This is a genomic window from Betaproteobacteria bacterium (genome assembly GCA_016720925.1).
Lineage (GTDB): Bacteria > Pseudomonadota > Gammaproteobacteria > Burkholderiales > Usitatibacteraceae > UKL13-2.
Map to the genome: position 1 here is coordinate 266,277 of JADKJR010000004.1, position 21,004 is coordinate 287,280.

A 21,004-nucleotide genomic window follows, 5' to 3' on the forward strand; every position below is an offset into this window, starting at 1 on the left:
GCGGATGGAAAAGCTGAATATCCCGCTTCTACCCCATCACCAGTCGGAGGAAATATGAGCGTGACGTTCAAAGATTGTCGTAGAGGCTTGGCGTGGATGCTTGCAGGTTTGGCATGTGCGGCAGGCCTGATGTTCACGGGAATGGCGACGGCGCAAATTGCCGGGACCAAACACAATCTCGGGACCACCGGGCCTGGGCCAAACAGATTTGGCGGAACCGACGAACTCTGCGTCTTCTGCCACACGCCGCACGGCGCCGATACTTCGGCCGCGGCACCGTTGTGGAATCGCGTCATCAGCGGGACGACTTATCAGACCTACGATAGTCTTGGCACATCGACGCTGGATGGGAAGACCGCTCCCGTTGGCTCTGTTTCGATTGCGTGCATGTCCTGTCACGACGGCACCCAGGCAATGAACGTGGTCATCAATGCGCCCGGATCGGGCGGGTATAACGCCACTGGCGGGCCGATGGCTGGTGCGTGGGCGGGCGCCAACCAGACTGCGGGGGCGATCAGCGCCGGCCTGATTACGAATCTCACGACAGATTTGAGAAACGATCACCCGATCGGTATTCAGTATGCCGGCGGTGGCTTCAATGCCACGACACCTGTCACCCGCGCGGCGGGCGTTGGCGATCCAGATTTCGTCGTGCCACAAAGCGCCATCCTCGGTTCAAACCGGGTCTGGTGGGTCGACACGACGGCGGCTGGCGGACTTGCAGGGTCCCGGCAAAAGACCGACATGGCGCTGTATACGCGCGGCCCTGGTGCCGGCGGTGGCGGATATACCGGACAGACTCAGCCAGAGCCATTTGTCGAGTGCGCAAGTTGCCATGATCCGCATAGCGCCAATCCGACCTTCCTGCGCATTGCCAACACTGGTAGCGCGGTATGCCTGGCTTGCCACGTGAAATGACCGCATGGAATTCAAGCAGCGGATATCGTGTGTATCGCTGAGGGGATTTCCACTCATGCGGGGAACGTCTGCGATCAGGTCGGTCCTCGCATCGCAGTGTGAACACCAGATCGGCGTTTGTCGAGTGCGGCACGCACCAGTGAAACAAGTATTCGCTGCGCTTTGTTTTTTGGTCGCCGCCTTTCCGCTGACACTCCCTGCTGCGAGTGCCGCGAGCAAGGATGCCGTTGTCCGCATTGGCGATACCAGTATCAGTCGGGATGAGTTTGATCAGGCAGTCGATCTCGCTGCGAGGCGAAAGTTCTATCACGGCAAGACACCGGAAAGGGGAAATGGCTGCATTGCAGCGCGAAGTTGCCCGAAACATGGTTGATAACGTTCTGCTGCTGAAAGAAGCGAAACGGCGCGGCCTTAAGCCTGACGCCGCGACGATCAGTCGCGCGATTGGCGAATACGAGACGCGATACCGGGCGAGTGACCAATGGCAAACGAGACGCACAGTCTTGCTGCCCAAGCTGCAAAAGCAACTTGAGGCGGATAGCTTGCTCCAGCAACTTCACACTTTGGTCCACGATGTCGCGCAGCCGGACGCAGTACAACTGAAGGTTTTCTACGACGCGAATCTGGACAAATTTACCGAGCCGGAACGATCGCGTGTGTCGACGATACTGATCAAAGTTGACCCGTCTTCGCCAAAGGCGGTGTGGGACAAGGCGCGTATTGAGGCGGCGGCTCTGGTCAAGAAACTGCGACGTGGCACGGACTTCGCCCAGCAGGCCAGGCAACGCTCAGGCGACGAGTCCGCGGGCAATGGCGGAGACATGGGGTATCTGCATCGCGGCATGCTGGCGGAGCCAGCACAGGCAGTTGTCGACAAACTCAAGGTTAACGAAATTGCCGAGCCGGTAACGCTCTTGCAGGGCGTGGGAATTTTTCGACTCGACGAACGCAAAGCTGCAATCCTGAATCCATTGACGAAGGTTGAGCAACGCGCGCGTGATTTGTGGCGCCGTGAACAAGGCGAGCACGCATGGCAGGCGCTTTTGGCGACGTTGCGCAGATCCACAACGACGGTTATTGACGAGTCTGTGTTCGTGCCCGTGTTGAGTTCCGCGGATACGACCCGGATACCCACGAAGGTGAAGTGAAATGTGGAAAGTCTGTCCGAAACCGCGAAAGAAGCGCAGTGAGTGGAACCCGCAAGTATCGATGTCCTCACAACGGACGCATCTTGGCTGTGTTGTTGTCGGTGTATAGCCCGCTGCAGGCTTGGTCCACGGAGCGAAGCACCGCAATAACTCTGATCGCGGATGTGCAGGTCGAGGATGGCGAACAAGGCAGTCGCACGTTGCCTTTCCCCGAATTTGACATACCGGCCGCTGGTGAAGGCGAATTGCGTGATTCAGTATCGCCAAAATCGCCTGGCCTCGTGGTGGCCCAATCGGCGGGCAGTACCGGTAGCACAAGCGCGATCGTTCCTCTTCCTACCCTCCCTCCTGCGCCTCCCTTTCGCTCACAGGTGACAGCGGCTGATTCACGTGTTGCAAAGCCATCTGAACGTTGGCAACTGGCACCGGTGAGGCTCTGGGGCGATCTTGCATATGACTTTCGGCGTAATAGCGTTGAGGGGCAGCCAAGCTTTACGCGCCACTCCGCGATCGTCAACTTCAATGCCTCAACTTATGTCTACGAACCTTGGTTCGCCATGTTGACCGCTGGCCTGGGGCTGACTGCCAGTCGATTGAATGATGGCGCACTGGCCGGCGGGGACAAGTTCGTTACGGGCTTTGCCAATCTGAATATTTTTCCTGCAAGCCGATTTCCCTTTGAGGCACGCATTCTTCGCAGCGACCAAGGATTCGATACCGACCTTGGTGCCAATCAGAATTACCGTCAGACACGTGTTGGCATGACGCAGCGCTATCGCAGCGAAGATGGTCGGGAGCAATATTCCGGCAGCTTTGACCGCTTCAGTCAAGATGGTACGACAGTCGGCAAGGAGATCCAGAACGCGCTGCAAGTTGATGTTAACGCGCGATTGCGGCGCTCCCACGACGTACAGTTGCTTGGCACCTGGAATCACAATCAGCGGGTCAACACGGGCGAGCGAAATGACTACGAGACGCTTCTTGCCCGGCATTCGTTTCGGCCGGATTCAACCTTGTCATGGGAGAACTCCGCAAATCTCACCCATACAGACAGTCGCTTCACGTTTGGAGAAAGTGAACTCCGGATTTTTCAGGTGAGTTCGATTGCCTTCTGGCGTCCGGAAAGCCTGCCTCTCACGGGAAACGCAAGCTTCCGCCTGTTTTCGCTTGAAAACGGTACCGGAAAGAACGCGGTTGAGACCAGGTCAGTCAACGGCAGTGCAGGCGTCACGTACTCGGCAAGTCGCAACCTGCGGGCGGTTGCCGGCATTTCCATTACTGATATCGACGCTGCCGGGCAACACAATCGCCCAGTAACCGGGACTCTCGGAATTACCTACCAAGGCGACACGATTGAAATGAACAAGTTCCGCTATGACTGGTTTATAGCGGGCACCGGAATTGGCGCCAGTGGCATTCCGGACCGCAGCGGTCTTTCTTTCAACGGCATGTTCGGGCAAACGCTCGCGCGCTCTTTCGCAGTTGGCAACGGAAGCGCGATTACGATTAATGCCGCACAGAACCTGGCGGCAATCGCCGGCGCAAATGCCGAAGGATCCAAACAGCTGTTTCACTCTGCATCGATCACTTTGAACAAGGTTGATCCCGAATCGAATTCGAACTCATTCATTCGCTTAAGCGCAACGGATTCGCGGTATCTCGATGGTCAGCACGAAACGCTTCAGCTCTTGAATCTTCAGCTTACACGTACGATGGAGTTGAGTCGCGATCGTGCCTTGTCGGGAAACCTGACAGTGCAAGCAGCGCGAAGATCCAGCCAGCGTCCGGGTTTCGAGAAAGCTCTGAATGATGGGAAAACCGAGACAACGGCGAGCGCAGACCTGAATTATCGCCATCAGAATTTGTTTGGTGTTCCGCGGCTGGTGTTTTATTCGCAGTTGCGTCTCAACCGGCAGGAACTGGTTCAGGCGCTTGGCGTACCGGGCGAACGCGAATTGCGCTCGTGGGAAAACCGCCTCGATTACAGCATTGGTCGACTGGAGACGCGATTTCTGACGCGTATCGCCGAGATCGATGGAACGCAGCATTGGCTGGTGATGTTCCGGATAACGCGACGCTTCTGAGGCAGACATGTACGTTTTTTTGGTATCAGCAAAGTGGTTATGACTCAGACGCGCAAACGACAAGTTTTGATGCTGATTGCATTGTGGTGCGCCGCGGCTATGGCCTGGCTTGCGCCGCGCGCGGCGTTCGCGGAATACGGCGATGTCGTCATAAATAATTACTCCGATCAGGCCGGTGTCCGGCCCGTTGTCTTCCCGCACTGGTTTCACCGTATCCGCTATGCATGCAAAGTCTGTCATGCGGATCTTGGTTTCAAGTTCAAGGCCGGCGGTAATGAAATCAACATGCTCAAGATTATTGACGGTCAGTATTGCGGGTCGTGCCACAACGGCAACATCGCGTGGTCAATCGAGAACTGCAACCTTTGTCACTCTGGAAAGCCGGGGACGCCAACGCAGGTTCACGAGGCGACCACGCGGTCACTTGTGCCTGCGACCACAGCGATGAATCCTGGCGGAGCGGCGGTTATAAAACCCCCGCTCATCGCTGGCAAGAAGTAGGGCACACAATGAATCATTCGCACAAACCATCCAAAAGTTTTCGCCATGCCTTGTTCGCACTGGGCGCGGTGACAGGGGTTTGGTGGCCGTGCCTGGGCCATGCGCAAGATGGACGTTCAACATATGACAAGACCTGCTCTGCTTGTCACGCAAAAGGCGTCAGCGGCGCGCCACGGCCAGACGACACGGCAGCCTGGCAGGCGAGGCTTCGAAAAAATGGCTACAGCGGGCTGTTTGACAGCGCACTCAAGGGAAAGGCATCAATGCCGCCCAAAGGCGGCAACACGGCGCTGAGTGACGATGAAGTCATGAGTGCGGTGATGCACATGTTGCGCCTTGCTGCGGTGGTGATTGGCAGTGCGCCGGCTCCTTCAAAGGCCGAAGGCAGTACTACCGCGGCACTCAGTGCGCCGGCTGCCAAGGCATCAGCCGAGGGCAGCGCAAAGGGGCGCGGCACATATCAAACAGTTTGCTCTCCGTGCCACGCGTCCGGAGCCGCAGGGGCGCCAAAATTGGGCGATGCGGTTGCATGGGGTCCTCGCGTTGGTGGCGGCGTGTCCAAGCTGCACATCAGTGCGCTGAAAGGAAAGGGAGCGATGCCTGCCAAAGGTGGCAATCCGAGCCTCGCCGATGCTGATGTGAGAGCCGCGGTAGATTTCATGGTGGCGCAGGTAAAGGGCTCGGCGAGCCTTGCAGAATCGAAATCCGAAATTCGAAAAGTCGCCTTGGTGGCAACGACGGAACCACGTGGCAAGTCGATATTTCAGGCAACATGTGCTGCCTGTCATGCGACGGGCATCGCCGGTGCGCCAAAAGTTGGCGACCGCGCTTCATGGTCAGCGCGAATCAAGGCCGGAAACGCGGCGCTCTACGCCAGTGCCATCAAAGGCAAGGGCGTAATGCCACCCAAGGGTGGAAATGCTGCTTTGGCTGAGGAAGACATCACTGCCGCGGTAGATTTCATGGTCGCCCAACTAGATGGTCCCAGAGCCGGAGTTGCCGCTGCAACAGGCAAAAGGGTTGAGATGGAAGCTCCGCGTCCAGTCGAGCCACTGGCGGTGGAATCTCGCGCACCACTTGCGCCGCCTGCTGTGGTTGTCGCTACACCCGTTGCCGGCGCCAATGACGTCAATGCATTTAACCGCCTTTTGGCCGCGCCGGGTAAACGCAATCTGCCGCCTCTCGAAGACGGCATCCATGATGCCACAAACGAGGCAACGGGCCAGTTGCAGGCGCCGTTGCACGCCTACGCAGGCCTGCCCAAGAGCAACGCAGGCAATCGAATCGATTGGGCCAAGGCGATTGGTGACAGGAAGGTCACGCCACGCGCGGACAAACAAGATACAACTGCCGAGATGGCGGTACTTGACCTGAATATCGTGCGCGAAGTGAAAGGGTCGATGCCGGATGTTGTCTATCCTCATCGCCAACATACGCAATGGCTCGATTGCTCGAATTGCCACCCGGCAATTTTCATCCCGCAAAAAGGTGCGAATCAAATCAGCATGGCGTCAATCATACTTGGGCAAAAATGCGGAGTGTGTCATGGCAAGGTGGCGTTTCCGATTTCCGAATGCCGCCTCTGCCATTCGAAGGCCAAGGACCCGGTAACCGTTTCTGCAGGAGTGAAACCATGAATACGCGTCCATTCGCGATTGTGGTCACCTTCATTGTCTCCCAGGCGTGCGTGTCTGTGCTGGCGCAAACGAGACAGGTGACCGTGCCCGACCGCATGGGGGTGGAGCAAAAGCAGGTGTTGATCGCACGTATCCTCACAGATTCAGCTGCTTTGACTGCCGGGATGAAGCCGTTGAGTGCTGATGCACGCAAACAATTGGCGTTAGCCGAAGATCTGCACCAACGCGCCAAGTCGCAACTTGAAAGGGGCGATATTGCCGCGGCAGATCAAGCGCTCAACGAAGCCATGCGCGTCATTGGAAAAGTGCGCGATCGAACAGTTGATCCGGGAATTGTGGCGAGCACGGAGCAAACCCGACACACCCAGCTTATGCAGAGCATCGAGGCGCTGCAATCGTCTTACTTGCGACTCGTCGAACGCCGGAGTTCCTGGCTCGCGGAGGTTGGCGACGAGGATCTAAAGCGTGTCAGGATGCTCGTCAATCGAGCCAAGGGGATGGCGTCGTCTGGACAAATGAACGAGGCAAATTCGGTACTGGTCAAGGCGCAACGCGACATGATTCTAAGCTACAACGGGTTGCTGGGCACGGCTCCAATGGTAATCGTTTACGACTTGCGTTTCAGTTCTGGCGAAGACGAATATAAATACGAATTGGAGCGCACTCAGGACTACGAAGGATTGGTGCCTGTGGCTATTCAGGAGTACAAGCCGCCGCAGGAAACGTTGACCCTGATTGATCGCCTGCTAACTGAGAGCGGTGCGTTTGCTGCCAATGCGCGATCACTCGCGGAGCAAAAACAATTCACGAGCGCCATTCAGGGACAGCGGCAAGCGATCGCCAAGTTGCAGCACGCGCTGGAAGTTGCGGGTGTTGTGGTTCCGCAACGCCTCCCAAACTGACATCGAGACAATCATGCGGTACTTGAACAAGCCGAAATACCGAAGCGTCATCGCCCAGATTTTCGCGTTGTCACTCTTTGTTGCCACGACCGCGCATGGCGCGGGCGTACCAAGTCGCGAGACGCTCCAACAGCGTATAGGCGCACTGTCGACGCTGATCGAGACTTCCTCAGGCGCTAAGCAAGTGGATTCTTCGGCGAACCCGGCCGCACAGTCGCGCCGAACGGCCGCGCGCGTCCTGTTTCGCGCGGCCGACACGGCGTTTCGTGAAGGTGACTTCGCGAACACATCGAGCCTGCTTGACGAGGCATCCAGAGCGATGTTTGAGGCGGTCAGGCTGGCCGCCCCCGAACAAGTTGCGGCGGACAAGGATCGTCGCGATTTCAATGCCCGGCTTGAGAGTACGAAGGCCTTGATCGAGGCACAGAAGCGAATTGGCAGGGAAAAAGGACGCAACAAGGCTGATGAAGGCAGCGGAAACGCCGAAGCTTTCCTTGCTCGCGCCGAAAAGCTGGCTTTGGGTGGCGACCTTACTGGAGCCCGTCTCGCACTTGATCAGGCCTACCTGACGGTAAAGGCGGCGGTACGCGGAATGCGTAGTGGCGATACACTGGTGCGTTCGCTCAATTTTGCAGGCAAGGCCGAAGAATATCACTACGAACTCGACCGGAACGACACGCACCTGATGCTGGTAAACATACTGCTGGCGGAAAAGCGTGCCAATGCGACCATCGATGCCATGGTTAAGCGTGCACTGGATGAAGCGGGACAATCGCGCAAATCGGCGGAGGCTTCGGCTATCAAGCAGGATTTCGATGGCGGTGTGCGTTTCCTGGAGGAATCCACCCGGGAACTGGTTCGCGCCATTCGCGGTGCCGGTGTATATATCCCGGGATGAACCGTGATTGGTCGCAAGAGATCCGCAATTGGCCGGTTACTCCGGGGAGTGCCGCGACTTTCCTCCGCAATATTGTGGATCGCGCTCGCTAGTGCGGCCGTTGCGGCCAACTGGCTTCCGTTGGCGAAAGACGACTTGCATGACCCGGCGGGACCAGTCATCGGCGTCCTGCAAGAGCCGCGCGAAGCCTTGGCCGTGCTCCCGCCAGACACGGTTGGCAACCAGGTGCGCTGGGTGCAAGCAATAGAGAATGGTCATATCAAGCCAAGGACTCACGTTCGCGCCGTCGTAGAAATGCCGACGCGGGATACAGAAGTCATCCTCAGGAATACTGGTGAAATGGCCATGGTCAAGTTTCCGCATCGTCAGCACACAGCGTGGCTCGACTGCGGAAGCTGTCACGACGATTTGTTCAAGCGCGAAGCTGGTGCCACGAAAATCAACATGGCGATGATTTTGCGTGGAGAAAAGTGTGGGCTTTGCCACGGTGCTGTGGCGTTTCCATTGACCGAATGCGCGCGTTGTCACAACGTCGAGCGACAAATCGGGCCGCGGGTCGTTGATGCGCGCAATTGACTGGTCGCTGAAGCGTAGCCGGTGCCGCAGGGGACTCCAGGCGCGCTGGCTGTTTCAACTACTTTGCTTCGGGATGATGACAGCGCCAGCTATTGCGGAATATGGGGATGTGGTCCTTAACCAACGATCAGAACGGGAAGGCGTGCGACCGGTCGTGTTTCCGCATTGGTTCCACCGTATCCGTTATCGCTGCAGCGCGTGCCATACAGAGCTTGGCTTCAAAATGCGCGCGGGCGCCAATCAAGTGCTGATGCGTGATATTTCCAATGGCCAATTCTGCGGCGCCTGTCACAATGGTCAGCTAGCATGGGGCGCGGAGCGTTGCGATTTGTGCCACAGTGGCAAGCTGGGCCTGGCGTCCGGTATTGTTGGCAGTAGTGAAACCAAAGGGCCAGGCAAATGGTGACCGGGAGCGTCAAGAAGGCGTTCATCTTCGCGGACGATCTGCAACGGCAGACGCCGGTGACGGCACGTATGCGGGCCGCAATGCCGCGGGAAGACAATCAATTGAGACGGCGTTTCGCGATCGCACTGGCCCTTTCATTGCTTGCTGCGTGTGCTCATTCGCCGGGCGTAATGCGGTATGAGGTAGATGGTATTGATACAGGTCGCGTCTGGCCGGCCGCGCAAACCAGGGAAATGCCGCGTTACCGTATGATCGGGCAGTTGCTCGGCGAGGGCAATTTCACGATTGCCGGGAAGGATCAAGCCAGACTTTCCAAGGCGTTTCGCTGGTTGGTTGGTTTGGACGAGCGTGCGCCCAATCCGATCGTCTTGCAGCGTCCGCAATCGGGCATGGTTGACGAGGCGCGTCGGATTCTCGTGACCGATGTGAGCCGACAAGCAGTCCTGGTATTCGATGAAGCGGCCGGTCGCCTCGATATATGGGATCGCGCCGGGAAGAATTCCAGCTTTGTCGCTCCGATTGCGATTGCGCCAGGATCCAATGGGCAGATACTTGTCACGGACGCCGAACTCAAGCGCGTAATTCGATTGAGCGCCAAGGGTGAACCGATTGGCGACTTTGGTGCTGGCATGCTGAAGCGTCCTGCCGGTATCGCCCGGCATGCACGCACGAAAGAGGTATTTGTTTCCGATATTCATTCACATGACATCAAGGTGTTTGACGACGAGGGAAGACACCTGAGGACGTTTGGCCGTGCCGGGGGAGCGCCAGGTGAATTCAGCTATCCGTCGCATCTTGCTGTGGCTGAGGACCGGCTATACGTTTCTGACACCATGAATGCGCGGATCCAGGTCTTCGAGTTAGGCGGCAAACCGTTGTTTCAGTTTGGCCAGCGTGGCTTGTTTCTCGGCAACCTTGTCCATCCCAAGGGCGTTGCCGTCGATGCCGAAGGCAACATTTATGTCGTCGAGTCCTACCATGATCATTTGCTGGTGTATGACAAGACGGGTAGGTTTCTAATGGCGATAGGTGGTACGGGGAAGGCAAATGGCGAGTTCTACCTTCCGGCGGGCGTCTGGACAGATCGTGATAGTCGCGTATTTGTCGCGGATATGTTTAACGGGCGTGTGGCCATCATGCAGTTTCTGGGTGGCGATCAGTGAGAATGCGCAACAACAGATTCATTCATGGAGTCATTGCGCTGGTCGCGATCTCCGCCGCAGTTTCTTTGGCGCTTGCGCAGAAGATCCCGGACGTTCGCAACACTAAACACAATCTCTCGGTGACAGGTCCGGGGCCGGTAAAGGCGCAGAGTGAATCGCAGGTATGTGTGTTTTGTCACACGCCGCATGGTGCGGAGAGTCTGCCTGCCCCGCTCTGGAATCGTCATCAATCCGGCGCGACTTACACACCATATACTTCAAGCTCCCTGGAGGCTAACGCAGCGGAACTGGCCAATTCACCAGGCGGGTCATCAAAGCTTTGTTTGTCATGCCATGACGGCACCATGGCAATCGGGAACATAAATGTCCTCAACGGTCAGGCCCCGGCTATCGTCGCACTTGCCGGCACGGCGGTGGGCGGCACTATGCCGGTTGGCGCCGGCGCAGACACAGGATTCACTCGCAATCTGGGTATCAACTTGACCAATGATCACCCGATTTCTTTCACCTACGATGCCCAACTGGCTGTGGACGACGGTGAGCTTCGGGTGCCAGATGGTGTCAATGTTGGCACACGGTTGGCGGGAGTCAATCCCAAACCGAAACTGCCGCTTGAAAATGGCCAGATGCAGTGCGCGACCTGCCACGACCCGCACGTACGCGAAATTGATCCTACGAAAGGGAGTGCAAAGTTTCTGCGGGGCAATCGTTTTCAATTCACCGCGCCGGTCGGCGGCACATTTAGCGAAAGTGGCGACATCGTCTGCCTGGCGTGTCACGATAAAGCCGGGCAAGCCTGGGCAGGTTCGGCGCATGCAAATCCGACTGTCGCTACGCAGGCATACAGCGCCGGCGCGGCGGCATTGCGAGAGCTTCCAGCGAATCTCCCGGTCTGGCAGGCTGCTTGTCTGAATTGCCATGATACGCACACCGTGCAGGGCGCGCGCCGTCTGTTGCGGGAAGGAACGGACAGTATTTCGACGCCGAAGAGCGGCGGCAATTCCGCGATCGAGCAGACGTGCTATCAGTGTCACAGCAGCGCCGCCGAGAGCGTTCTCACATCGACTGCAACGGTACCGGATATCAAGACTGATTTCTCATCGTTGCGGCACATGCCGATAAGCGTGCAGCCAGAAGTGCACGATATTGGAACGGGGCCGGGCATTAGACGTGGCAAGGATTTTGTCGAGTCCCAGGCATTGATGGGAAAAGGCGCTTCACAAAATCGGCACGCCGAATGTACCGATTGCCACAACCCGCATCGCGTAACCAAGAACCGGCTCTTCAATGGCAATTCGGTGCTGCCGGACGCCGCGGGCACGCATGATTTAGGCACCAACATTGCGTCCGGGGTAATGCGCGGTACGACGGGCGTTGAGCCCATCTATGGTTCCGCGAGCTTCACCAACAACCCGCTGAGCTACATTTTCAAGCGTGGTGACGGCGGAATCGGTGCAAGTGCCGCGACCGCAAGCGCGTGGGTGACGCGCGAGTATCAAGTGTGTCTCAAGTGTCACTCGGATTTTGCCTATGACACGCCGCCCAATCCGGGAGACTCCCCGGGCACCACCCCGTCAGGCACCAATGGCGTGGTCCAGTACACCAACCAGGCAATGGAGTTTCAGGCTCCTGGCGGTCACAAGGGTGAACTCAGCACCGCTGATAGCGGTGCTGGCGCAGCCTATGGGGTAAATAATCATCGTAGCTGGCATCCGGTCATTGACAGCACGGGGCGCACTAATGCAGTCCGCGGAACCATCGTGGGGAGTTTTCGCGGACCATGGGGTACGAACGTCGGCACTCAAACCATGTACTGCAGTGATTGTCACGGATCCGACACCGCCGCGAATACCGTAGTACCCAACGGGGGCGAAAATGGCAGCCCGTGGGGTCCGCATGGCTCAAACAACAACTTCATCCTCAAAGGCGAATGGAGTGCAGGCACGGGTACTGGTGCCCGAGATAACGGATTCACGGCGAACGCGCTTTGCTTCAAGTGCCACGATCCGAACAATTACGCCGATCGCAACGGAATTGGCAATGTGTCGAATAGGACGACTGGTTTCTACAATAGCAGCAAAGGTAATCTGCATGCCTTCCACACTGACAAGATTCAGCGGTTACGCTGCACATGGTGTCATGTCGCCGTGCCGCATGGATGGAAAAACAAGGCGCTGCTGGTCAATCTGAACGATGTTGGGCCAGAGGTCGGGCTTGCAGCCGGTACGCAAGTTCGCAACAACACCACGGCACCGTACAGTCGCGCGCCATACTATCTCAACGCTGCCCTCAAGGTCAGGACATTTGCTGCAAGCGGCAATTGGCAAGACACTGACTGCGGTTCTGCGGGGGCACCTGGAAACGGCCGGAATGGCAAGGACTGGATGGCTGGCAGCAGCGAAAGCTGCGATAACCTTCCATGAAAACGCTGATGATGAAATTGGCGTCCACCAAATTGACGGTGCTCGTTTTCGCGCTCCTCGGGTTGGCATTGGTCACCAAGGAATTCCTGACTTTGGCGACATCATGGGCTGTCGTCGCATCGATTGGCATGTTGACGCTCAATCTTGTGGCCGCCTTGATCATGAAGCCGAGGCTGCGGCGGGAGTCAGGGCTCCTCGTATTTCACCTCGCGTTGCTTGCGCTACTGCTACTCGCCGGGCTGGGCCGACTGACGCATTTTGATGGCCATGTTGAGATGCTGGAGGGCAACGTTTTTTCCGTAAGTGAGGTCGTGACCAACAGCCAAGGGCCGTTCCATCCGGCCTGGCTGCAAGATATTGCATTTCTTCAAGGGCCGTTCAGCGTCGACTATGCGCCGGGTGTCAAGCGGGCCCGCACTCGAAGCGAAGTCCTGTTTCAAAGTAAATCCGGTGGAGAGTGGCATCGTGTGGGTGATGACGTCCCGTTTCTCGCGGACGGTTTTCGCTTCTACACCACGCACAACAAGGGAATTGCGGCGATATTGACTTGGCTCCCGTCGCAAGGCGGAGCAATTACTGGCGCGGTACATATGCCCGGGTATCCGCTATTCGATTGGAAGCAGGCCAATCGCTGGCAAGCACCCGGCGGCCCGGACATTAGATTCTGGCTGCATCTCGATACGCCGGTGCAAGAAGATCGCGCGTGGACGCTCACCAGTGATCGCGCATCTGGCGTGTTGGTGGTCAATACGCTAGGCAACAGAGCAGAACTCCGGCGCGGTGAAACTGTCAGTTTGGAGGGCGGCACACTTCGGTTTGACGAGTTGCGAGGCTGGATGGGCTACCGCATTTTTTTCGATCCAACACTTCCATGGATGTTGTCCGCCGCCGTCGTCGCCGTGTTTGGACTGGCGCTTCAATTTTGGCGCAAGTCGAAGCAATTTAAAGGCGATGTTTTCGGCACATCGCCGGCGGCAAGGGTGGCGTGATGATCGGTTTGCGCGTGGAGGTAATTACGCTCTGGCTTGGGCTCGGCTGTTATGCGGCGGGCGCACTTCTTTCCTGGCAAGGCGCCATTGCCTCGCGCAGGCGTGAAGCGGCGGTGTTGATGGCACTTTGTGCGGGATTGCTCATTCTGGCGTCAGCCATTGCGCAGCGGTGGGTGCGCTTGGGGCATGGCCCATTCTTCAATATGTTTGAAGTCCTTGCAAGCAACCTCTTCAGCCTGGGCCTGATCTACACGCTCGTCTATTGGCGCGCCCCGCGCATGCGGGCGACGGCACGTATTGTCATGCCGATTCTTCTGGTGATGGCGCTTTGGCTCTGGTCAATTGAGCCAATAGACAGTCATTTTCCGGCGACCTATGCGACGCCAATTCTCTGGTTTCACGTCTTGCTTGGCAAGGTATTCCTTGGTTGCAGCCTCATTGCGCTAGGCATATCGGGCGCTGTGATACTTCGCCGATTCGATCTTTCCGCGACATGGTTCACGAGCATGCCGGCCGATGCATTACTCGATGCCATCGCATGGCGTGTCATGCAGGCAGCACTAATATTTGAAAGCGCCATGTTGATCATGGGTGCGCTCTGGGCCCAGGACGCATGGGGCCGTTACTGGGCCTGGGATCCGCTTGAGACGTGGGCTTTCATTACCTGGCTTGCGTTGGCGGGCGCGCTTCACCTGCGAATCACGTATCGAGTTTCTCCGTTTCATGGCGCCCTGATGATATCAGCGGTTTTTGCGATTGCGTTTCTGACTTTTTTTGGTGTTCCATTCGTTACGCTCGCGCCGCATAAAGGGGCGGTGTGAATTCCATCAAAGAATACTGGTTGACCGCTTTGTCATTGGTCATGGTAGCTTGCGCGGTGATAGCCGTACTGGTGTGGGGCAATGATGCCAGCGACTCGCGATCCAGGTCTGGCGCAGTTGGTGACGATGCCAATCGAGAAGCCAGAGCGCACGAGCATCAGTCCGATGCCAAAGCGCGTGAGGTGGAGCGGCGCTTTAAGGAAGCTGTGCTGATGCTGCACGCCAAACAGTACGAACACGCTCTCACCGCCCTGCATCGGGTGCTCGAATTTGCGCCCGCAATGCCCGAGGCACACGCTAACATGGGCTATACCATGCTCGGCCTCAAGCGATTCGTTGCCGCGCGAGATTTCTTTTCAAGCGCGATTGAACTGCGACCGATGCAAGCAAATGCCTACTATGGTCTGGCGTTGGCGTTTGAGGCGGAAAACGACAGGGCACGCGCGATAGGCGCGATGCGGAGTTTTGTGCACCTTGCAAAACCCGACGATCCATTCGTGCGCAAGGCGCGCGCCGCGTTGTGGGAGTGGCAGTCCGCAAGTGAAAGGAGTCCGGCCGGCGACCAGTCCCCGTCGTTCCCGGGACGAAATGTCGCGTGGACCGAAGCTAGCAAGGGCAAATGATGGTTTCTCTATTGGTGCGGATCAAGAGCGTTTGCGCAATCGTCATCCTGTTGCTTCTCGCTCCTGCCGCATGTGAGCGAATCGATGCCAGCAGCAGAGCGCCAGTGGGCCAAGGGTTTCCGCCGATTCGCATGCAAGGTATTGACAGGGCAGATTCATCGTCGACCACTTTTCGCGGAAAAGTGCTGCTCGTAAACGTCTGGGCAACATGGTGCCCGCCCTGTCGCAGGGAAATGCCCAGTCTCGAACAATTGCATTCCCGGCTCGATCCTGCACGCGCGGCTGTGATTGGACTATCGGTCGAAGATGATACACATCAGGTACGGGAATGGCTCAAGAGGTCGAAGATCACTTTCCCGAATTATCTCGACACGCACGCACCGAGTGCGCGCGAAATATTGGGAATTTCCTCATACCCGCAAACATTTCTCGTCGCACCGGATGGGAAGGTGATTGCCCGTATTGAGGGCGCGCGCGATTGGGCCGAACCCAAGTGGATTGCGCTTGTTGACAAGGTCTACGCGGACTCGGCAAATGTGCAGCGGTGAGCAAACGCTTGGCTTGTCCGGCACGTTTCTTGCGGCGTGCAGCAGTACTTGCCCGCCATGCCGAAATGTTGCACTGAAAAGTAGCGATTTACTCAAAAACCATCCAATGCTTGGGAAGGAATCTCAATAATGAGAATGAGGTCGCCTTGGTACCTCCTGGTCTCAATTGCACTCTTGAATAGCGGAGTGCGGGCGGCCGACACGCAAAACGGAGCCAGGCTATACGCGCAATACTGTCTGTCGTGCCATGGCGTTAACGGTAGAGGAAGCGCAGCGGGTGTGCCGGATTTTTCACGCAGCAATGCCTTGTTCACGTCGGACGGCGCGCTATTTGGCAGCATCAGGGCCGGGAGGGGAGCAATGCCCGGCTTTCTCGGCATCTTGCGGGAACGAGATCTGTTTGACGTGATTGCCTATTTACGGACGTTGAACTGATGAATGGCCGTTATGCGCTCTCACTGGGTCGCGCTTTTGCGGTTTTTCTGGGCATGGTGTCCCTGACCGCAATTTCACAGCCCAAAGTGATTGACACGTTCGAGGTCGGGCAAGGCGTATTCGTGCGAGCGCTGAAATCCGACGCCGATCATGGCAGCATGTGGGTTGGTACGTCGGTGGGCGTGCATGAAGTGGATTTGAAAACGCTGAAGCCGCGCAGCACATTCACTCGCAAGGAAGGGCTTGCCAATGAGTATGTTTTCGCGGTCGGGATTGATCGAGACGGATACAAGTGGTTCGGTACCAACGCTGGCGGAGCATCGCGCTATCGTGACGGCAAATGGAAGACCTATTTTCCCATGCACGGCCTGGCGGATTACTGGGTATATTCGTTTGCCAGCCAGCGCGACGGTACATTGTGGATCGGCACGTGGGCCGGCGTCAGCCGTTTTGACCTGAAGACAGGGAAATTCAAGAACTACGTCAAGGAACTGGTCAATGAGTGGGTCTACGGCATTGGCGTTGATACGCAGGATCGCGTATGGTTCGGGACCGAGGGTGGCGTGTCCATGTTCGATGGCAAGAAGTGGTCCGTATGGACCCACAAGGAAGGCCTCGGCGCACCCAATAGCGAACAACTTCCGCCCAGCACCAATACCGGTCTCGGCACGCGTTTGCGGCACGATCTATCGGTGTCAAACGAAGGCAAGCCAACCTATAACCCCAATTACGTGTTTGCCATACAAGTTGCTGCCGATAAATCCGTATGGGCAGGTACTTGGGGCGGCGGCGCGGCACGTTTCGACGGAACGCGCTGGACCAATTTCACCGTAAGGGACGGTATGGCGGGCAATCTCGTTTATGCGATTGTCCAGGACACGAGCGGTGCGATGTGGTTCGGGACCGACAAAGGCGTGACCAGATTCGACGGCAAGCGCTGGTACAGCATTGGCAAGGCGCAGGGATTGCTGGAACACCATGTCTATGCGTTGGCGGTTGCGCCCGACGGCGTGATATGGGCAGGCACCAAACGTGGCGTCACCCGGATTCAACCATAAGGCGCAGGACATGAAATTCGATTTGATGCAGGTTGGTATTGGAGTGGCATTCCTTGCCGGCGTCGGGATCATCATTTTTTCGGCAGTCCAGCCTACGCCGGCGAAGCACGCACCTGTCGCCGCAGGGCCAACTACGGCCAGCGCTCAGACGTCCGCACTGCCGGGCAATCACCCACCGCTGACGGCTGCGCATCAAGTCGCACCGATCGAACGCGAAGGCAAGGTAGAGGTTGATCGACTCGCCAAGTTCGTCCATTTCAGGACTGGCAGCCGCAATGTCAAGGACATGCTGCTCGATGGAAAAGTGTTGTGGGTGGCGACCTCAGGTGGCTTGATCCGCTATGACACCGCCACCGACAAGTTCCGGCTTTTCGACAACCAGAACGGATTGCTTTCGAATGGCATTTTTCACGTCAGCAAATATCGCGGGCAAATTATTGCGGGCACATATGGCGGCGGCATGGGGTTATATGATGAAGCCAAAGATCGCTGGGAGTTGATAAACGTCCCTGACGGATTAGGCGATGCCTTTGTCTATGATGTACTTGAGGCGGCAAACGGCGACGTGTGGATCGCCACCTGGTCTGGTGTTAACCGGGTTCGCAAAGGTGAATTCAAGGATCGAAGCAAGTGGGATGTCTTCACGGTCGAGAATACCAAGGGCGGATTGCCGAATGACTGGGTTTACGCACTTGCCGAAGGAAAGGGCGGGGATATCTGGCTCGCCACGGAAGGTGGCTTAGCGCGGTTTGCCGGCGAAAAATGGGAGAACTGGAATCACGCCAAGGGCCTCGGTGCGCCGTACGAAAAAGTAAAGAAAGATATTTCATTTAAGAGCGACCCTGCGCAGGTTTCCTCGCATCACGCCAGGCAGAAGGAAGACATGGGGCTCACCGGAATCAATGTCGCGTTCAATCCCAATTACATCATTTCTCTGGTTGTCGATTCGCAGGGCGTTGTCTGGGCGGGTACTTGGGGCGGTGGGTTGTCGAGATTCGATGGAAAGATCTGGACTCACTATACGACCGCTGAAGGACTTCCGGGCAACCATGTATTCATGCTGCACATTGATGCAGGGAAACGCTATGGATTGGCACAAACAACGGCTTGGCACGACTTGGCAACGGCAAGTTTATTGTCATGAACGTCAATGACGGATTGTTTGCCAACAATGTATTTTCGATGGCGTCCGGCAAGGACGGCAGCATCTGGGTGGGAAGCTATGGCGGCGTTGCGCACATCGCGAAGGCCGACTGAGTTGCACGAAGTAATAGCGAGCGGCACTCATCTCGCTTCGCGCTGGTTTCATGACGGACTTGCCGTCATCTAGACTTTCACCAGGCGCAGAAAAAACGGTGCGGGTATTCAGGAAATAGTCGGCGAATGAACTGCATCCAATGAGTTCGCGTTCGAATTCGCTCGCGAACTGAACGCGTAAGTCGCGCAATTTTCCATCGACCGCTTCGAATCGCATTTCCAATACGCGTTCGACCGCCATGTCGGACAATGTGTGCACCGCACATTGGCATACGTGCGCGTTGTCCATCGGGGGTAGTCTTCCCGCCCCTATCAGCAGTGTCGAAAGAGGGCCTGGCAAACTGCCTGGCGCGGATGTGCTGCGTCTCCAATTGCTATTGCTCTGGCAGTGTTCTCTGGCCCAGCAAGCGGTTGCCAAGCAGTTTGCGTTGTGTTGCATTCGTGCGTCGCACAATTGGACTCCGGAAAGCCGTACTACAATGTGCCTTGGAGGCGGCCTTCAATACCGGCCAAAACGATAATCACTTCACCGGAAAACCTTGTTCCAAGTATGAATTCCCTGCGTGTTCTGGTTATAGACGATGAGCCTGCTGTGAGGCAAATCATGGCTTCCCACGTCAAGCAGGCCGGTTACAACGTTGATCAGGCAGCTAGTGCAGCCGAGGCCGCGGCAAAACTTGTGCGCGGAGATGTGGATGTCGCGCTATGTGATATTCAGTTGCCTGACGGCAACGGCATTGATCTCGTAAAGAACACTCGCGCCAGTGGTATCGATACCACGTTCATCATGGTCACCGCGTTTGCATCGACGGAAACGGCGATTGAGGCTTTGCGCGCCGGCGCGGCGGATTACATTACCAAGCCACTGCGTACCGAGGAGCTTTTGCATCGGCTATCGCAAATCGTTTCCTTGCGAAGCCTTCGTAAAGAAAACACAGCATTGCGCAAGGCAGTCACGGAAAGTTCGCCCAAGCTCTTCAGGTTCGCGTCGACATCAATGCGCGAAGTTGAACGCCTGGCAAGCAGGGTGGCACCAACGGCAAGCACCGTGCTGATTACAGGCGAGAGCGGGACCGGGAAAGGAGTCATTGCCCGTTCCTTGCATGCGCAGAGTGGCCGTATAGGTGGAAATTTTGTTTCGGTCAATTGCGGGGCGATTCCGGAAACAATGCTTGAGAGCGAGTTTTTCGGCCACATGAAGGGTGCGTTTACCGGTGCGGATCGTGCCCGCAAGGGACTTTTCGTCGAGGCAGATGGCGGAACCCTATTCTTGGACGAAATTGGCGAGCTGACCTTGCACATGCAGACGAAATTGTTGCATGTCATTGAAGAAAAGGAGGTACGTGCGCTTGGCGGCGAGCAGTCGAGACGCGTTGATGTGCGCATCATTGCTGCGACCAATCGCGATCTGCAGCAGATGGTCGCCAATGGCAAGTTTCGAGAGGATTTGTATTTTCGCCTGGGGATGTTTCATATTCATGTTCCTCCGCTACGTGAACGACAGGAAGATCTCAGGGGGTTGATATTGCATGTCCTGAGCGATGTCGGAAATGAAAGGGAGACTCCGCGGTCGCAGCGAATCGATGCCGCCGCCGAAGAATTGCTCCTCGCTTACCGGTGGCCCGGAAACGTGCGCGAGATCGAGAATGTATTGAATCGTGCGCATTTGATGGCCGATGGCGACTGCATTACGCTTGCGGATATTCCCCCACAGATCACGCGGGCACTTGCGGAGTCACAGGCAACGGCATCGCCGGTGAATCAGGTATCGGCAAACCTGGACAACGAGGTGGTGCTCGATGGCAATTTGCGAGATAACTTGCGCCGCTTCGAGGCGCAAGTTATCTCGCTTGCGATCGCGGCAGCAGGCGGTGATCGCCGACAGGCTGCAAACAAGCTTGGTATTGGCCTGTCGAGCCTGTATCGCAAATTGGAGGAGTTTTCGCCAACTTCGAGCCTCGAGGAAGGTGCAACTGGTCCGGTCGAGAAAAGCTAGCGCGCCTAATGGTTTGATATCGTCGTGGATGCCGCAAGCAGCGAAATGGCGTCGTGGACCTTATCAAATTCCAGCGACTTATCAAAAAACTGGAAGGCGCCTGCATTCATGAACAACTCGCGTGATTCCCGCTCTGCATGATTGGACAGGACGATCACTTTCATCGCGGGGTATTGGCTTGCCACATAGCGCAATACGGCCAGTCCATTACTGGCACGCAGTCTAATATCGAGTACAACAACGTCCGGCGGGTTTCGATCAATGATGCGGATTGCTTCCGGCGCATCATCAGCCTGTCCCGTGATCCTGGTGTTCGGGATCTGGTTCAGCATTGCGGCAATGTGATCGCGAATGCTGTTCGAATCGTCCACGATGAAAACGTCCATGTGTACGTCGCCCAACTATGGGCGTTTGGTATTGCGTCGTGCGGTTCGTATTTCCATCCTTATTCCCGGTTGATTCAGCCTAATCGGCGGCACGCATGTTTCGTGCCAATGATGCCGGATAATCCGGCCCGTCCAGAATGGCCGCAGAGCTCAGGGGGTTGTCGGCAAAACGTGTGGAATCGGCGGCGAAAAGCACAAAATGGGCACCAGTCTCAACAAGCATCGCGAGTCGGCC

General features: G+C 56.8%; 19 protein-coding genes and 1 pseudogene. 19 read left to right on the plus strand and 1 reads right to left on the minus strand.

Annotation, left to right across the window (positions count from 1 at the left end):
* The first annotated feature begins 96 nt into the window (after nt 1-96).
* From IPP88_07530 to IPP88_07620, 19 genes and pseudogenes are all read left to right on the plus strand, one after another.
* Entirely contained in the window at nt 97-918 is an 822-nt protein-coding gene (locus IPP88_07530) for a cytochrome c3 family protein (protein ID MBL0122577.1), read from the plus strand.
* Between the two features lie 365 nt (nt 919-1,283).
* Nucleotides 1,284-2,066 carry a peptidylprolyl isomerase gene (locus tag IPP88_07535; protein MBL0122578.1) on the plus strand — a complete coding sequence of 261 codons (783 nt, stop codon included), beginning with the start codon at nt 1,284-1,286 and terminating at the stop codon, nt 2,064-2,066.
* Between the two features lie 557 nt (nt 2,067-2,623).
* Nucleotides 2,624-4,150: a hypothetical protein gene (locus IPP88_07540; GenBank protein MBL0122579.1), complete on the plus strand. Its 1,527-nt coding sequence runs from the start codon at nt 2,624-2,626 to the stop codon at nt 4,148-4,150.
* 39 nt (nt 4,151-4,189) lie between these two features.
* Nucleotides 4,190-4,651 carry a hypothetical protein gene (locus IPP88_07545; GenBank protein ID MBL0122580.1) on the plus strand — a complete coding sequence of 154 codons (462 nt, stop codon included), beginning with the start codon at nt 4,190-4,192 and terminating at the stop codon, nt 4,649-4,651.
* Nucleotides 4,652-4,659: 8 nt separating this feature from the next.
* On the plus strand, nt 4,660-6,288 hold the full coding sequence (locus IPP88_07550; protein MBL0122581.1) for a c-type cytochrome: 1,629 nt from the start codon (nt 4,660-4,662) through the stop codon (nt 6,286-6,288).
* A gap of 56 nt (nt 6,289-6,344) precedes the next feature.
* Entirely contained in the window at nt 6,345-7,190 is an 846-nt protein-coding gene (locus tag IPP88_07555; protein ID MBL0122582.1) for a hypothetical protein, read from the plus strand.
* A gap of 13 nt (nt 7,191-7,203) precedes the next feature.
* Nucleotides 7,204-8,088: a hypothetical protein gene (locus tag IPP88_07560; GenBank protein MBL0122583.1), complete on the plus strand. Its 885-nt coding sequence runs from the start codon at nt 7,204-7,206 to the stop codon at nt 8,086-8,088.
* Between the two features lie 27 nt (nt 8,089-8,115).
* On the plus strand, nt 8,116-8,664 hold the full coding sequence (locus tag IPP88_07565; GenBank protein MBL0122584.1) for a hypothetical protein: 549 nt from the start codon (nt 8,116-8,118) through the stop codon (nt 8,662-8,664).
* A 73-nt stretch (nt 8,665-8,737) separates the two neighbouring features.
* Nucleotides 8,738-9,070: a hypothetical protein gene (locus IPP88_07570; GenBank protein MBL0122585.1), complete on the plus strand. Its 333-nt coding sequence runs from the start codon at nt 8,738-8,740 to the stop codon at nt 9,068-9,070.
* A gap of 80 nt (nt 9,071-9,150) precedes the next feature.
* The gene (locus tag IPP88_07575) at nt 9,151-10,233 is read left to right on the plus strand and encodes a 6-bladed beta-propeller (GenBank protein ID MBL0122586.1); all 1,083 of its coding nucleotides are present in this window, start codon (nt 9,151-9,153) and stop codon (nt 10,231-10,233) included.
* A gap of 2 nt (nt 10,234-10,235) precedes the next feature.
* A complete protein-coding gene (locus IPP88_07580; protein ID MBL0122587.1) occupies nt 10,236-12,656 on the plus strand; it encodes a hypothetical protein in 2,421 nt (806 codons plus the stop codon).
* The gene (locus tag IPP88_07585) at nt 12,653-13,645 is read left to right on the plus strand and encodes a cytochrome c biogenesis protein ResB (GenBank protein ID MBL0122588.1); all 993 of its coding nucleotides are present in this window, start codon (nt 12,653-12,655) and stop codon (nt 13,643-13,645) included. Before IPP88_07580 ends, IPP88_07585 begins: the two co-directional genes overlap by 4 nt.
* Nucleotides 13,645-14,466: a cytochrome c biogenesis protein CcsA gene (gene ccsA / locus IPP88_07590; GenBank protein MBL0122589.1), complete on the plus strand. Its 822-nt coding sequence runs from the start codon at nt 13,645-13,647 to the stop codon at nt 14,464-14,466. The genes IPP88_07585 and ccsA overlap by 1 nt, the downstream gene beginning before the upstream one ends.
* Nucleotides 14,463-15,089, plus strand: a complete 627-nt coding sequence (locus IPP88_07595; protein MBL0122590.1) for a hypothetical protein — start codon at nt 14,463-14,465, stop codon at nt 15,087-15,089. Before ccsA ends, IPP88_07595 begins: the two co-directional genes overlap by 4 nt.
* The gene (locus IPP88_07600; GenBank protein MBL0122591.1) at nt 15,089-15,637 is read left to right on the plus strand and encodes a TlpA family protein disulfide reductase; all 549 of its coding nucleotides are present in this window, start codon (nt 15,089-15,091) and stop codon (nt 15,635-15,637) included. Before IPP88_07595 ends, IPP88_07600 begins: the two co-directional genes overlap by 1 nt.
* A gap of 186 nt (nt 15,638-15,823) precedes the next feature.
* Nucleotides 15,824-16,072 (plus strand): cytochrome c, encoded by a 249-nt coding sequence (locus IPP88_07605; protein MBL0122592.1) that lies wholly within the window; start codon nt 15,824-15,826, stop codon nt 16,070-16,072.
* Nucleotides 16,072-17,130 (plus strand): regulator, encoded by a 1,059-nt coding sequence (locus tag IPP88_07610; protein ID MBL0122593.1) that lies wholly within the window; start codon nt 16,072-16,074, stop codon nt 17,128-17,130. The genes IPP88_07605 and IPP88_07610 overlap by 1 nt, the downstream gene beginning before the upstream one ends.
* 25 nt (nt 17,131-17,155) lie before the next feature.
* Nucleotides 17,156-18,387: pseudogene (locus IPP88_07615) on the plus strand (regulator).
* A gap of 550 nt (nt 18,388-18,937) precedes the next feature.
* Entirely contained in the window at nt 18,938-20,383 is a 1,446-nt protein-coding gene (locus IPP88_07620) for a sigma-54-dependent Fis family transcriptional regulator (GenBank protein MBL0122594.1), read from the plus strand.
* A 5-nt stretch (nt 20,384-20,388) separates the two neighbouring features.
* Here IPP88_07620 and IPP88_07625 read toward each other — a convergent pair whose 3' ends face one another.
* On the minus strand, nt 20,389-20,769 hold the full coding sequence (locus IPP88_07625; protein MBL0122595.1) for a response regulator transcription factor: 381 nt from the start codon (nt 20,767-20,769) through the stop codon (nt 20,389-20,391).
* Nucleotides 20,770-21,004: the final 235 nt, after the last annotated feature.

Excerpts from the sequence above, each read along its gene's own strand:
- IPP88_07530 (MBL0122577.1), top strand. The coding sequence starts at position 97 with ATGCTTGCAGGTTTGGCATGTGCGGCAGGCCTGATGTTCACGGGAATG.
- IPP88_07535 (MBL0122578.1), top strand. The coding sequence starts at position 1,284 with ATGGTTGATAACGTTCTGCTGCTGAAAGAAGCGAAACGGCGCGGCCTT.
- IPP88_07540 (MBL0122579.1), top strand. The coding sequence starts at position 2,624 with ATGTTGACCGCTGGCCTGGGGCTGACTGCCAGTCGATTGAATGATGGC.
- IPP88_07545 (MBL0122580.1), top strand. The coding sequence starts at position 4,190 with ATGACTCAGACGCGCAAACGACAAGTTTTGATGCTGATTGCATTGTGG.
- IPP88_07550 (MBL0122581.1), top strand. The coding sequence starts at position 4,660 with ATGAATCATTCGCACAAACCATCCAAAAGTTTTCGCCATGCCTTGTTC.
- IPP88_07560 (MBL0122583.1), top strand. The coding sequence starts at position 7,204 with ATGCGGTACTTGAACAAGCCGAAATACCGAAGCGTCATCGCCCAGATT.
- IPP88_07570 (MBL0122585.1), top strand. The coding sequence starts at position 8,738 with ATGATGACAGCGCCAGCTATTGCGGAATATGGGGATGTGGTCCTTAAC.
- IPP88_07575 (MBL0122586.1), top strand. The coding sequence starts at position 9,151 with ATGCCGCGGGAAGACAATCAATTGAGACGGCGTTTCGCGATCGCACTG.
- IPP88_07580 (MBL0122587.1), top strand. The coding sequence starts at position 10,236 with ATGCGCAACAACAGATTCATTCATGGAGTCATTGCGCTGGTCGCGATC.
- IPP88_07585 (MBL0122588.1), top strand. The coding sequence starts at position 12,653 with ATGAAAACGCTGATGATGAAATTGGCGTCCACCAAATTGACGGTGCTC.
- ccsA (MBL0122589.1), top strand. The coding sequence starts at position 13,645 with ATGATCGGTTTGCGCGTGGAGGTAATTACGCTCTGGCTTGGGCTCGGC.
- IPP88_07600 (MBL0122591.1), top strand. The coding sequence starts at position 15,089 with ATGGTTTCTCTATTGGTGCGGATCAAGAGCGTTTGCGCAATCGTCATC.
- IPP88_07610 (MBL0122593.1), top strand. The coding sequence starts at position 16,072 with ATGAATGGCCGTTATGCGCTCTCACTGGGTCGCGCTTTTGCGGTTTTT.
- IPP88_07620 (MBL0122594.1), top strand. The coding sequence starts at position 18,938 with ATGAATTCCCTGCGTGTTCTGGTTATAGACGATGAGCCTGCTGTGAGG.
- IPP88_07625 (MBL0122595.1), bottom strand. The coding sequence starts at position 20,769 with ATGGACGTTTTCATCGTGGACGATTCGAACAGCATTCGCGATCACATT.